The sequence below is a fragment of the Nocardia sp. NPDC051750 genome, from assembly GCF_044453135.1.
Classification (GTDB): Bacteria; Actinomycetota; Actinomycetes; order Mycobacteriales; family Mycobacteriaceae; genus Nocardia.
In genome coordinates this window covers 1,014,643-1,028,128 of record NZ_JBITCK010000002.1, presented here as the reverse complement: position 1 = coordinate 1,028,128, position 13,486 = coordinate 1,014,643, and the positions used below count along the sequence as shown (strand labels likewise).

Sequence of the window (13,486 nt, the reverse complement as noted above, 5' to 3'; positions counted from 1 at the left end):
GCCGGTGGATTCCCCGGCTCACAGCTCGTACGTGCGCGCCACCACCACCAAGTCGCCGTCCGCGCGGATCGAGGCGCCCGTATCCTCTGGGCGCGGCCGGAACCCGGGCGCCTCGTCGATATCGTGACTTTCGTCCATCGCGGTGACGCGGACCCGATCGGCGCCGGGCGTACGCACCGTGAGGTCGACGCCTTCCGGCGGTAGATCCCGGAAACGGATCTCACCCGGCCAGGTGGCGGACCGCGTGCCCGAGACGGGCACGGTGACCGGTGTCGCGCCGGGGATCTTCGCGGTGACGAGATCGACCGGCCGATCGATCCGCAGAATCAGCGAACCGGCCGACCGCGGTGACACCACATGCATTGTCACGGTGTCCCCGTCACGGTGACGGACCTCGAGCCGCGGGCCTTCCACGTCGATGGGTTCGGCCGGGCCCGTCCACAATGCGCCGCGGGCGTAACCGGGCGGGAGCCCGGAGGTATCGCGGTCGGTGACGTACTCGCCGGTCCAGTCGGTGGGATACCGTTCGGCGCTGACCCAGTGCGCCCGCCCGGTATCGGCGTCGAGCACATAGGCGAGGTGGCTGCGCTGGGGATGCGCGGCGTCGGCGGTATCGACGGCCAGCCCGGCGACCACCGAGACGACCCCCAGTACCGCCACGATCGCCGGAGCCGGCCAGGCCCGCGCGATGCGGATACCGGAGGCCGGCAGCAGCATTTCGAGAGCGGGAAGCAGCAGCAGACCGAACAGAACCAGGCAGGCGGCGACAGCACCGCCGAATGCCAGTCCGACCGCATCGAACATGCCGCGGGCCAGTAGCGGCAGGAACACCGCGGAAACCGAAAGGCCCAGTGCCAGAGCGACCACGGGCCATCCCGCCCAGCGCACCGGCACCGACGCCAGCAGGATCCCACCCGCCGCGAACATCGTCGGCAGCACGAACAGGAACGATCCGCCGGGGGCCACGACCGCGCACACCACGCCCAGCACGGCCGGCCAGGCCAGCGCTCCGATCGCGAGCGCCGGCGGACCGAGCCGGCCGCGCAACAGGAGATACCAGACGAGCAGCACGGTCACCGCCAGCGCGACCAGAGCGGCCTGATAGAACCCCGGGCGATGCAGCAGCCCGCCCATCAGCTCGTAGCCCGGCCGCAGGGCCACGAGCAGCCACCACAGTGCCTGCCCCAGTCCGATCGCCACACCCACCGGCAGCACCACCGATACCGCGGCCAGCAGCATCCGCGGCGCGCTCGCCGATTCCCGGCGCCGCGCGAGCACGGCCAGCGCCACCACCAGCGCGGCGGCCAGCGCGGCGAGCGGCCCGACCAGCACATTCGAATAGTGGATCGTCAGCGGGCCCACCCGGAAGTAGGTGGCGTCCCGGTCGGTGCGCAGGGCCGGCAGGTCGGCGGCGCCGAGCGCGCGAGTGAGGGCCAGCATGTTCTCGCCGTGGTGTTGCAGGCTGCGCGGGTCGAGGTTGGCGAGGGAGTCGCCGGCGGTGTGGTAGTACGCCGGCTGTTCGATGTAGGCGAAGTTGAGACCGGCAAATCCGGCCGCGGAGAATTCGCTGAAATCGGTATCGTTCGGCAACTTCCGATAGATCTCGACCATCGATGAGTCGCCGCGTGGATCGGGCACCGTATCGGCGAACAGCGCCGCCAGTTCCGCATTGCCCCGAGACGTCTCGAACATCAGCGACGGCCCGCTCACGCCACGGGCCTCCCAATTGAGTACGACACCGCCCGTCTTACCCAGCGGATGCTCCCGGACGAACGCTTCGGCACCCAGCAGGCCGTCCTCTTCCCCATCGGTGACCAGCAGCACCAGATTGTTCCGCACTCCCCCGTCCCGGGCGATCATCCGCCCGACCTCCAGCATCGCCGCCACCGCCGCTCCGTCGTCGGATATTCCCGGCCCGGCCGCCACCGAGTCGTAGTGCGCGGCGAGCAGAACGGTGCCGGTGGGGTTCCGTCCCGGAAGGGTCGCGATCACATTGTCCACCCAGCCGAACGTCGCCACGCCGGGCGCCGTCCCCGCCCCGACCGCGCGCTGGATCTCCACGCCGAAACCCGCCGCCCGCAGCTGCCCGGCGATGTAGTCCGCGGCCCGGTCACTCGCGGGGCTGCCCAGCGGTCGTGGTTCCGTAGCGAACCGCTCCAGGTGGGCGATCCCTCGCTCGGCACTGAACTGCCCCGGCACCGACGCGGGCACCAGCTCGCGATCGTTGCCCTCCGCCCGGATCGCCAGCGCGGCCACGCCCGCGAGAACCAGCAGTACAGCAGCGCCCAGTATGCGGTGGGGCGTGTCGACAAGTTTTCGGACCACGCTCAGACGGTAGAGGTAGCGCTCCACCCGGGCGGGCGCGGCACTCCGCTCACGAACCGGGCCGGGGCACGCTGCTGCCCGGGTCCGCCCCACGGTCGAAGCAGCTGCTCCCGTTCACCACACCAACGCCCAGACCCCCACCCCGGCGAGGACAGCGAGATAGCCGAGCACCAGCCGCGTATCGCGTAACCAGCATCGGCTGCGCCGCAGACCCTGCCGCCGGGCCCGCCAGTAACCGGCGAACCCCAGTACCGCGAATCCGGCCAGCGCTACCGGTCCGAGCAGCCAGGTCACCAGGGCCACCGTGGCATAGATGCACAGGTTGAGCGGATCGGGCACCTGCTGCCGCGCCGTCGCCTCCGCGTAGTACACACCCTGCCGGGCGTCCTCGCTCGTCACGGCACCGTCACCGGCAGCAAGGACCGGCCCGCCGGAGCCGCGGCGGGCAGCCGCTGCCGGGACAGCGCCGGCCAGGCCTGCACCGCACAGAACGGCGCGCACTGATCGGCGTCGGAGCGGGTGCCGACGTGCACACAGCATTGGGTGAGCCGCTCCTCGATCATCGTCGACATATCCATGAACGGTTTCACGGTGATCCGTACGACCCGCTCCCCCAGCAGTTTCCGCAACCGGGACCGCCGCCCGGGCAGCGCCGACGACGCCAGCGTCAGCAGGGTCGACATCCCCAGATCACAGTTCTCGCAGATACTGCTCCACACGTCGCCGATATCGGGATGCGACAGCGACGACTGTTCGGACAGCAACCCGAGCAGCGATTCACGCACCGCGATCCGCAGTTCCGCGGGCAGTTCCCGGTCGGCGATCCGGTTCGCCACCAGTCCGAGCCGGTCCTTCAGCCGGTCGTGCCCGATCAGGCTCACCAGCGACCGCCACTCCCCACTGTCGTCGCGCAGCAGGTAGCCGACCGAGCAGCAGTGCGGATGCGAGCACGGCAGCGCGGTGAGATCGCGCCAGGTCACCAGACCGCCGGTCTGCGGTCCGAGCCGGTCCAGTACTCCGGTGTGGGTGAGCCGCCGCATCGGGTCGATGGTGCCCGACCGACCCGACCCGAACTGCGGCTGGATCGACACCCCGCCCACGAACGGCGTTTCCAGCGCGGTGCGCACCACCGCCCCGATCTCGTCGTCGTTCACGCCGAGCGCCGCGGTCATCACCAAGGTGGTGAAGATCCCCTGCACCGAGAGCCGCTGCAGCGCTTCGTCTTTCATCGCACGCAGATCGCCGCCACGATGATGTTTCGACGCCTCCGCAGTCACCCCGTCGAACTGCAGATACACCTCCACCCGCTCTCGATACCGGGCCAGCAGCCGCACCAGCTCCTCGTCCCGGGCGAGACGAATACCGTTGGTATTGATCAGGATCCGGGTGACCGGCCGCGCGGTGAGTTCCGCCAGCAACCGTGCCAGTTCCGGATACAGCGTCGGCTCGCCCCCGCTGAGCATCAGCACATCCAGTTTGCCGTTCTCCCGGGACAGTCGCTCATCCACATTCGCCAGGACGTCCTCGGTCGCCACCACACCCCGCAGGTCCGGGGCGGAATCGGCGAAACAGGTGGGGCACCGCAGATTACAGCTGTCCAGCAGGTCTTCCAGCAGGATGCAGGTGTGCTGGGTCTGCATTTCCGGCAGCCCGCGCAGATACGCCGCCGGTACCGGATCGAAATTCCCGGCAACGTCCGGCAGATGCGCCTTCGTCGGCGCGGTCCACTCTTCGAGGTAGGCCAGGATCTCCGGGTTCTCGTCGTACAGGGTGCGCACCATGCCGTGCGCCGGGCAGCCGCGTTCCAGGTACACCTGCCCGTCCCGCTCGGCCAGCCACCCCGACAGCCGCGCCACCTCGGTGAGCGGGCGTTCCGGGTTCTCCTGATGACAGACCGGGCAGAAAGCGTTCACATACCGCAGGATTCGATCGCCGCGCAGCGGCATACCGCCCGTCATCGCAGGACTCCCGGTGACATCACTATCTGCTGGGCGCCGTAGATCGACGGATTCACCCCGGTACAGAACCCGGCCGTACAGATCGTCACCAGCGCCCAGCCGATCATGAACCCCATCCCCAGGCCCTTCGTCACCGGGGTCCGCCGCAGAATCAGCACAGTACCTCCCCCGAACGCGGCCAGCACACCGAACACCGCGGCGAGTGCGACGACAACCCGCATCGCCGTGTCGCTACTGTTCGCGACCGCGATGAACACCACGAACCCGCAGACCGCCGTCACCGTGATGAACAGGAACGCACCGAGCATCGCCCATCCCGTCGTCTCGAGTCCGGCACCCCGCCGCCCGGGCGGCGGACCACCCGGCGGCCCCGGCGGCAGAGGTGGAGGGGGTGGAGGCGGTGGATAGTTCACAGCGCAACCTTTCGTCGAAGGACACCGTCGTAGTGCCCACGCCGGTAGCCGATACCCAACCGCACGGCGACCAGCACCAGTCCCGGTAGCAGAAACCACTGCGGGCGCGTCAGGTCCAGCCATACGGTCTCATTGGCCCGAGTGAACTCGACCAAGAATCGGAACACCGCGTACGCGCTCACATACAGCGTGAACAGTTCACCGGGCGCCGTGATCCGGTCCCGCGCCCACCGCAACCACAGGAAAGCCGCCAGCTGGAACACGATCTCGTACACAAAGCTCGGATGCATCGCCGACCCGCTCGCGCAGCCCGGACATTCCGGTACGGTCCCCGGCGCGTGCACGCCCCACGGCAATCCGGTCTCCCGCCCCGGCGCCTCGGTGAGATGACACCCCACCCGCCCGACCGCCATCCCCAGCGCCACCGCCGGCGCGAACAGATCCCCGGTCCGCTCCCGATATCCGATGATCCGCTTCGCCACCAGCACCCCGGCATACGCGCCGACCAGCCCGCCGAGCACACTCCGCGCCCCGAACATCCAGCTCTCCAGCGGGTCCAGTGTTTCGGCGAGGCTCGACAACCGCATCCCGATCGCCCCACCGACCAGCGCCCCCGTCACCGCGACCAGTGACTCTTCCCGCAGCGCGTCCCGCCGCCGGCATTCCAGCACGAAAACGACTGCCGCCACCGCGACACCCAGCGCGACGAAAAAGCCGTGGGTGGGGATCCCGAAGATCAGGTGCGGCACCATATCGCGAGCCTATCGGTGCGGCCGGAGCGCGGGATGAGTGAAACTACCTGCCGCCCAGGCGTCGAATCACCGCCGGGCCCCGCGGGTTGCGGGTCGCCGCGTCGGGGGCCTACAGTTCCAGGATCCGATCGGCGCTCTCTGGAAGTACTGCCGCAGAACGAGAGCCCGCGCCCCAGGATTCCGAGCGGTGGAGTGGGCGGCGTTATTTGCCCACCCCCTTTTTCCTGGAGGAAATCATGCATATCGGACTCGGACTGCCCATCGCCGACCCACCCGCCCTGCTCGACTGGGCCCGCCGCGCCGACGCCGGCCCCTTCTCCACCCTCGGCCTGCTGGACCGCCTGGTCTACGACAACCCCGAACCACTGGTGGCGCTCTCGGTCCTCGCCGGCGCCACCCGCCGCATCAGCGTGCAGACCGAGGTTCTGCTCACCCCGCTACGCGATACCGCCCTGCTGGCGAAACAGGTCGCGACATTGGACCGGATGTCCGGGGGCAGACTGGTTCTGGGCCTCGGCGTCGGCGGCCGCGCCGACGACCACCGCGCGGCCGGCGTCGAACTCCGTACGCGCGGCCGCCGGATGAACGAACAACTCGAGCACCTGCGCAGTCTGTGGTCGGGTGAACCGTTCGGCCCCGACTGTGGTCCGATCGGCCCGGCACCGCTGCGGCCCGGCGGACCACCGATCCTCATCGGCGGCTTCAAACCCGCCGCGCTGGCACGTATCGCCCGCTGGGGCGACGGGTTCCTCTCCGCGGCCCCGGTCCAGTGGTCCGGGGAACTGTTCGACTCGGTCCGCACGTCCTGGCACGAGCACGGCCGGCCCGGCGAACCCCGGATCGTCGCGCAGATCAACGTCGCGCTCGGCCCGCAGCCGGTCGTCGACGAAGCCCGCGCAGCCCTTGCCGCCTACTACGAGTTCACCGGCAACGCCGCGCACATGGTGTCCGGCCTGCACACGACCGCCGCGGACATCCGCGCGGCGGTCCGGCAGTTCGCCGACCTCGGAGCCGACGAGGTGATGCTGTACTGCTACGGCACCGACCCCGGCCAGGTCGACCGCCTCGCCGACCTGGCCGGCTGACCCGCCGGCCCCGCGTAGGTCCACGCAAGCCACGTCGAGTCGCAACATCAGCACTGTCCCGGGTTCGCCTACCGGACCCGGGACAGTGCCGGTCGGATCCGGGTCGCCGATACTCGGAACTCCCAGCAGTTCGACGAACCACATCGGAGCCGGTATGACCGCTGTCAGCGCCCCTCAACACGTCCGCGTGTCCGTCAGCGATGCCGTGGCCACCGTGACCATCGACCGCCCGCCCGCCAACGCCTTCGACCCCGCGCTGATCGCCGACCTGCTCACGGCGCTGAAACCGCTGGTAGCGGATCCCACGGTGCGGTGCCTCGTCCTGCGTGGCACCGGCCGGTTCTTCGTCGCGGGCGCCGATATCCGGGTGATGCGTGAGCTCACCGAGGAGACGCAGCGGGCGATGCGGCCGTGGGTGCAGGTCCAGCGGATGCTGGAAACCGCGCCGAAGCCCGTGGTCGCGGCGATCAACGGGCACGCGCTCGGCGGTGGTGCGGAACTGACGCTGGCCTGCGATATGCGGGTGATGACGGAATCGGCAACCATCGGTTTCCCGGAGATCGAACTGGGCCTGTTCCCGGGTGCGGGTGGGAGTCAGCGGTTGCCCCGGCTGCTCGGCGCACACCGCGCGAAGCTGCTGATGATCGAGGGCACGCGCCTGACCGCCGCGGAGGCACTGCGGATCGGGCTCGTGGACGAAGTCGTGGCGGATGCCGAATTCTCCGCCCGCATCGATGAGCTCGCCGCCTCCCTCGCTGCCAAACCGACCCGCACCGTCGGCCTGCTCAAGGACATCGTCGAACGCGGACTCGATCTCCCCTTGGAGGATGCGCTGGAGCTGGAGTTCGCCGCCGTGCTCGAACTCATCCGCACCGGCGATGCCGCCGAGGGCCTGCAGGCATTCCTCGACAAACGCACCCCGTCGTTCGACGGCCGGTGATCGGTGGACAAGGAGTCATGATGAAATACCGACCCAGGCTGCGCGGAATCGCCGCCGTCGCCGCACTCGTCGCACTGACGGTGGCGGCGGCCGCCTGCACCAGGCCGGCCACCCAGCAGGAAACCGGCTCCGGGCCGATCCGGATCTCCGTGGGCGTGGATCCGTCGTACGCGCCGTTCTTCGTCGCCGAGCAGGAGGGCATGTTCGAAAAAGCCGGGCTCGACGTCCGGATACTCCAGACCGAGGGCGGCGCGGCCAGCGCCCAGAACGTGGTCGCCGGAACCTCCGAGATGTCCGGTAATGCGGACTCCACCGCGCTCACCGTCATGGCCGCGAATCCGAGTCTGCGCGCTCTGGGTGTGTACGAGGAATCGGATCGGTACTTCCAGGTGGTCGTGCGCGACGGGATCGAGCCGGAACAGATCCGGAAGGTCGGCGTGTTCCCGGGTATCGGCTTGTACTTCACCGACCTGTACCTGCGCAGTATCGGGCTGGACCCCGCCACGGTCGAGCAGGTCACCACCAGCCCGCCCGACCATCCGGCGCTGCTGGGCCGCGGTGATATCGATGCGTTCGTCTCGTTCGACCCGTGGGTGAGCCAGGCCGTGGCGGGCGGCGGCCGGGTGGTCGCCACCAGCGGCGACTTCGGTGCCCGGTACACGCAGTGGCTGGTGGCGTCCGAGGCGTGGCTGGCGGCGAACGAGGAGGTCGCAGCGCAAGTATTCGATGTGGTGTCCGAGGCCGCCGCGATCGTCGACGCCGACCCGGACCGCGCGGCCCGCGCGGTGGCGGCCTCGATTCAGCAGGATCCCGCCGAGGCCCGGCAAACCGTGGAACAGATCGATTTCGGGGTGCGCGATTTCACCGACGAGGACAGCGCCCGGGCGAAGGATCTCGTCACCTTCTTCCGCGACCAGGGCAAGATCGGCGGCTCGGTGGATACCGGACAGGTCCTGCTGCGGGGCTGGGTCGACGAACATCTCCGCGGCGCACCCGCCTGAGCACGACCCCCGGCACCGACCGCAGTGCAGTCCGATGGGTGCCGAACGGGCATGACGTACGAAATCGACGCAGAACGGAGCAATCATGACCGAGCCCGCTGTCCGGGTGGTCGAACTGTCCACCCCGCTCACCCGCTTCGCGGGCCGGGTACTGGTGGGACTCGGTTACGAGGTCGTGCTGGTCGAACCGGCCGGTGGTGATCCGAGCCGGGACGAGTCGGCGGGCGACCCGTTCGCACACTGGCACGCCGGCAAGAAATCGGTGGTGCTGGATCTCGCGAGCGACGACGGCCGCGCGGACCTGGAACGCCTGCTGACCACTGCCGATATTCTGCTCGACGGCAGCGCGCCCGGATCCGGACCTGTCACTTCGCGTTCGGAGACACTTGTCCACGTGCGGGTCACTCCGTTCGGGCTGAACGGTCCCCGGTCGGAATGGGCGGCAACCGATCTCACCCTCGCCGCACAAGGCGGCATGCTGGCGCAGGTCGGCGACCCCGGCGGCCCGCCCCTCGCACTACCGGAGAACCAGGCCGAACAACTCACCGGTATCAATGCCGCGATCGGCGCGCTGCTCGGGATGCGGGCACGGCGCCACGGCCCGGTACCCGTCGTCGATATCTCCGCCCAGGAATGCGTCGCCGCGAGCTTGGAGGCCGGGACACTCGCCTACCTGCACGAGGACCGGGTACCGCCGCGTCCGGGCCGGGTGCATCCGCTGGTCCCGCACGGCTTGTTCCAGGCCGCCGACGGATACGTGGGTGGCGGTCTGGGCGGTAGCCCCCGGATGTGGGACGCGTTGCTGTCCTGGCTGGTGGAGGAGAACGCCGCCGCCGATCTCACCGACCCCCGCTGGGCCGACCCGGTGGAGCGCAAACGCCACCAGGACCACATCTTCGATGTGGTGGGGCGGTTCATCGCGAAATGGCCCAAACAGGAATTCGCGGCCGCCGCGCAGGACCGCAAACTGCCCTGGTCGGCGGTGGACCAGCCCGCCGAGCTGCTGGTGAACCCGCAGCTCAACGACCGGGATTTCTTCCTCGACGTGGTCCGCGACGGCGTGGTGTCGCGGGATCTGGGTTTCGGCTTCGCCTTTCCCGAAGGAACCCGGGTCCGCGAACTGCACGTACCCCGGCCCGGGGAACACCAGCACCTCGTCCCCGCCACGAAAGCGCCGGTCCCGGCCCCGGCGCCGGCTGCCGGCCGGTTACCGCTGGACGGTGTTCGTGTCCTCGACCTCACCTGGGTGCTGGCCGGGCCGTACTGCACGCGTGTGCTCGCCGACCACGGCGCCGACGTGGTGAAGGTGGAATCCCGTGGCCGCCCGGATCCCACCCGGTTCGCACCGTTCATGCACCTGTCCCGCGGCCCGCACGACGATCCCGACACCAGCGGCTATTTCAACGATGTCAACCGCAACAAACGCAGCATCACCCTCGACACTCGGTCACCCGAGGGTCTGGAGGTGCTCGCCGACCTCCTCGCGCACAGCGATGTGGTGGTCGAGAACTTCAGCTCCACGGTGATGACGAAAATGGGGTTCGGCTACGAGCGACTGCGCGAATTGCGGCCCGATATCGTCTACGTTTCGATGTCCGGTATGGGCCACACCGGACCGCGCAGCGGTTGGGTCTCCTATGCCGATATTGTTTCCGCGGCAACGGGTTTGACTGCACTCACCGGCTGGAGCGTCGACGAGGTGGTGGGCGTCATCTACGGTCACGGCGATATCGTCGCGGGCCTGCAGGCGGCGACGGCGGTCCTCGCGGCACTCGACCATCGCGACCGCACCGGACGCGGACAGCACATCGATCTGTCCCAGCTCGAGGCCATGGCATCGCATATGGGTGCCGCCGTGCTCCGCGCAACCGGGTCGGGGCAACCCGGCACGCCGATCGGCAACGCCCATCGCACGATGGCACCGCACGGTGTGTACCCGTGCCTGGGACCGGACCGGTGGTGCGCGATCGCGGTACGCGACGACGCCGAGTGGCAGCGGCTGTGTGCCGTGATCGAACGTCCCGAATGGGCCGGCGATGAACGGTTCGGTGACGCCCCGGCCCGCCGAGCGGCCGTCGCAGAGATCGATGCGGCGATCACCCGGTGGACCACGTCCTTGCCCGCCGAACTCGTCGCGGAGCGGCTGCAGCGCGCCGGCATTCCGGCGGGGCCGGTGCACACCGGCCGCGACCTGGTCGAGTCCGACCCCCAACTGCGCGCCCGCGAGTTCTACGTCCGGGGAGTGCATCCGAAGGCAGGCGCCTTCCTGCACGAGGGCTCCCCCATCCGGATCGGCGCCCCGGTCGCCGTCCGCCGGACCGCGCCGGTGCTCGGCGCCGATACCGATGACGTACTCGGCGATATCGCCGGCTACCCGCCCGAAACCATCGCCCGGCTGCGTGCCACGGGCATCCTGGCCTGAGCGCCCCGCCACCCGTCACCCGTCACCACACGATCCCCGAGGAGTAATCATGCGTGCCGCCCGGCTCCACGAATTCGGCCGAGCCCCGGTCATCGACGACATCGACGTCCCGGTCCGCGCGCCCGGGCAGACACTGGTGCGGGTCGACGCCGCGGCCCTCGGGCACCTCGATATGACGATCGCGAGCGGCACCTTCGATGTCCGCCCCGAGCTGCCACATATCGGCGGCACCGACGGCGCGGGCACGGTGGTCGAATCCGATACCTTCGCGCCGGGAACCAAGGTGCTCATCCGTGGAGGTGGTGTCGGACTGTTCAAGAACGGATGCTGGGCCGAGTACCTGGCCGCGGCGGACAAGGTGTTCACACCTTTCGACACCGCGCTGGACCCGACTGTCGCTGCGACATTCTTCCTGCCGAGCACCACCGGATACGTCGCGGTGCACGACGTGGCGCGAGTCGTTGCGGGCGAACGGGTGGTCGTCTCCGGCGCCTCGGGCGCGGTCGGTTCGATGGCGGCCCAGTTCGCGCTGGCGGCGGGCGCGGCCGAGGTGATCGGCGTGGTCCCGCGCGACGATCAGGCCGCGTTGCTACCGGCGGGCGTACGCCCGGTGGTGGGTCGCGGCGAACAGGTGGCCGACGCGCTGGGCACCGAACCCATCGCGGAGGTACTGATCGATACGCTCGGCGGCGATCTGCTGCCGGTGCTGCTGCGACGCATCGTGCCCGGCGGGCGGGCCGCCCTCATCGGCTACACCCTGGGCACCGACCTGCAGCTCGACCTGCCGAACTGGCTGCTCGCCGACGTAGCGCTGCTCCCGGTCAATATGATCCGCCGAACGGCCAGGCAGGCCGAGCTTGCGCCGGAGCTGATCGCCATGCTGGTGGCCGGTGCGGTCGAGCTGGCCGTCCAAACGTTCCCGCTCGATGAGATCGCGAGCGCACTACAGGCCATGCGCGACGGGAAGGTGACGGGTCGCGCGGTGGTTACCCCCTGAGTGTGTGCCATGACAGCTTCCCCCCTCGGTGACTCGCTGCCGGCGGACCTGACCATTCCCTCGCTGCTGCGGGACCGGGCGAACAGCCGGGGCGATCGCCTCGCCTTACGTGCCGGCCCGGTTCTGCTGACCTATCGGGAACTCGCGGACCGCGCGGCGGCCATGGCCGGATCGCTGGCACGGCACGGCGTCCGGCCCGGTGATCCGGTGGCCGCGCTGTCGGGCAACCGTGTCGAACTGATCGATCTCCTGCTCGGTTGCGCGTGGCTGGGCGCCGTCGCCGTACCGCTGAACACCGCATTACGCGGGGAATCGCTGGCCCATGTTCTGGTGGGTTCCGGCGCTCGGCACCTTCTCCTGGAGGACGAGTTCGCCGGCCGCGTCGCCGAGGTCGGCTTCGACGGCACGATCTGGGTGATGGGCACGGATTCGGCCCCCGGCCCGTGCGGGCCACCCGCTCCCGTCGGCGAGGTCTCCGCGCTGGTACCGGCCGCCGTGCTGTTCACCTCCGGCACCACCGGCCTCCCCAAAGGGGTTCGCTGCCCGCATGCGCAATTCCTGTGGTGGGGGCACGGCGTAGGCACCTCGCTCGATCTCGGGCCCGACGATGTTCTCTACAACGGCCTGCCGCTCTTCCACACCAATGCGATCAACTCCGTGTTCCAGGCGTTCGTCGCGGGCGCCACCTTCGTAGTCGGTGAACATTTCTCGGTCCGCGAGCAGTGGCGGCGGGTGGCCGAGGCCGACGCGACGGTGATCTACCTGCTGGGCGCGATGGTCGCGATGCTCGCCGGGCAGCCCCCGGATACGCGAGATCGCGCGCACCGGGTCACCCGCGCACTCGCGCCCGCGACCCCCGCGCACCTGTGCGCGCCGTTCCGGGAACGTTTCGGCATCGAGCTGATCGACGGATTCGGCAGCACCGAAACCAATCTCGCCGTTGGCAGCCTCCCGGGCGCGGGGCGCGCCGGATACCTCGGCACCGTGATGCCGGGCTACGACGCCGCCGTCGTCGACGAGTCCGGGACGCCGGTCGGCGACGGTATCACGGGTGAACTGGTGGTACGCACCGAACTCCCCGGTGCGTTCGCCCTGGGCTACCTCGGCGAACCGGTTCCCGAACCCGGGTCGTGGCGGCGGACGGGCGATCGGGTGATCCGCGAACCCGACGGCTGGTTCCGGTTCGTGGACCGCATCAAGGATGTTATCCGCCGCCGCGGGGAGAACATTTCGTCACTGCAGGTCGAGCAGGTGCTGGCACAGCATCCGGCTCTCGCCCAGGTGGCCGTTTTTCCGGTGCCGTCGGAGCTGGCCGAGGACGAGGTCATGGCGGCGGTGGTCCCGCATCCGGGTGCACCGGTCGATCCGGACGAGCTGCGCCGCTTCGCCTCGGCACACCTCGCGAGCTTCGCACTACCGCGCTACATCGACGTGGTCACGACCCTGCCCCTCACCGAAACAGGCAAGGTCCGCAAAGCCGACCTGCGCGCCCGGGGTGTCACTGCGCGGACATGGTCGGCCGACGGCGATCGCCCAATGCCGGGCATACGCTGAACCGCCCGGGCCGATGCGCGCCGAGTCATCGGCCACAGC

At 69.7% G+C, this 13,486-nt stretch carries 11 protein-coding genes; 6 read left to right on the top strand and 5 right to left on the bottom strand.

Going from position 1 to position 13,486, the window contains the following annotated elements:
• Positions 1–18: 18 nt before the first annotated feature.
• The 5 genes from ACIA75_RS12175 to ACIA75_RS12155 all read right to left on the bottom strand — a co-directional run bounded on the left by ACIA75_RS12175 (position 19) and on the right by ACIA75_RS12155 (position 5,448).
• Positions 19–2,325: a M28 family peptidase gene (locus ACIA75_RS12175; RefSeq protein ID WP_397102888.1), complete on the bottom strand. Its 2,307-nt coding sequence runs from the start codon at positions 2,323–2,325 to the stop codon at positions 19–21.
• A gap of 114 nt (positions 2,326–2,439) precedes the next feature.
• A complete protein-coding gene (locus ACIA75_RS12170; RefSeq protein WP_397102886.1) occupies positions 2,440–2,724 on the bottom strand; it encodes a hypothetical protein in 285 nt (94 codons plus the stop codon).
• On the bottom strand, positions 2,721–4,283 hold the full coding sequence (locus ACIA75_RS12165) for a radical SAM protein (RefSeq protein ID WP_397102884.1): 1,563 nt from the start codon (positions 4,281–4,283) through the stop codon (positions 2,721–2,723). Before ACIA75_RS12165 ends, ACIA75_RS12170 begins: the two co-directional genes overlap by 4 nt.
• The gene (locus tag ACIA75_RS12160) at positions 4,280–4,591 is read right to left on the bottom strand and encodes a hypothetical protein (RefSeq protein ID WP_397102882.1); all 312 of its coding nucleotides are present in this window, start codon (positions 4,589–4,591) and stop codon (positions 4,280–4,282) included. Before ACIA75_RS12160 ends, ACIA75_RS12165 begins: the two co-directional genes overlap by 4 nt.
• A gap of 101 nt (positions 4,592–4,692) precedes the next feature.
• Complete coding sequence (locus tag ACIA75_RS12155; protein ID WP_397102880.1) at positions 4,693–5,448, bottom strand: prolipoprotein diacylglyceryl transferase; 756 nt, start codon at positions 5,446–5,448, stop codon at positions 4,693–4,695.
• Between the two features lie 236 nt (positions 5,449–5,684).
• Here ACIA75_RS12155 and ACIA75_RS12150 point away from each other — a divergent pair, with 236 nt between their 5' ends.
• The 6 genes from ACIA75_RS12150 to ACIA75_RS12125 all read left to right on the top strand — a co-directional run bounded on the left by ACIA75_RS12150 (position 5,685) and on the right by ACIA75_RS12125 (position 13,447).
• Entirely contained in the window at positions 5,685–6,533 is an 849-nt protein-coding gene (locus ACIA75_RS12150) for an LLM class flavin-dependent oxidoreductase (RefSeq protein WP_397102878.1), read from the top strand.
• A gap of 154 nt (positions 6,534–6,687) precedes the next feature.
• On the top strand, positions 6,688–7,473 hold the full coding sequence (locus ACIA75_RS12145; RefSeq protein WP_397102876.1) for an enoyl-CoA hydratase/isomerase family protein: 786 nt from the start codon (positions 6,688–6,690) through the stop codon (positions 7,471–7,473).
• A 20-nt stretch (positions 7,474–7,493) separates the two neighbouring features.
• The gene (locus tag ACIA75_RS12140) at positions 7,494–8,474 is read left to right on the top strand and encodes an ABC transporter substrate-binding protein (protein ID WP_397102874.1); all 981 of its coding nucleotides are present in this window, start codon (positions 7,494–7,496) and stop codon (positions 8,472–8,474) included.
• An 85-nt stretch (positions 8,475–8,559) separates the two neighbouring features.
• Positions 8,560–10,896 (top strand): CoA transferase, encoded by a 2,337-nt coding sequence (locus ACIA75_RS12135; RefSeq protein ID WP_397102872.1) that lies wholly within the window; start codon positions 8,560–8,562, stop codon positions 10,894–10,896.
• 49 nt (positions 10,897–10,945) lie between these two features.
• Positions 10,946–11,893 (top strand): zinc-binding alcohol dehydrogenase family protein, encoded by a 948-nt coding sequence (locus ACIA75_RS12130; RefSeq protein WP_397102870.1) that lies wholly within the window; start codon positions 10,946–10,948, stop codon positions 11,891–11,893.
• A 9-nt stretch (positions 11,894–11,902) separates the two neighbouring features.
• Positions 11,903–13,447, top strand: coding sequence for an AMP-binding protein (locus ACIA75_RS12125; RefSeq protein WP_397102868.1), 1,545 nt, complete (start codon positions 11,903–11,905; stop codon positions 13,445–13,447).
• Positions 13,448–13,486 lie beyond the last annotated feature (39 nt).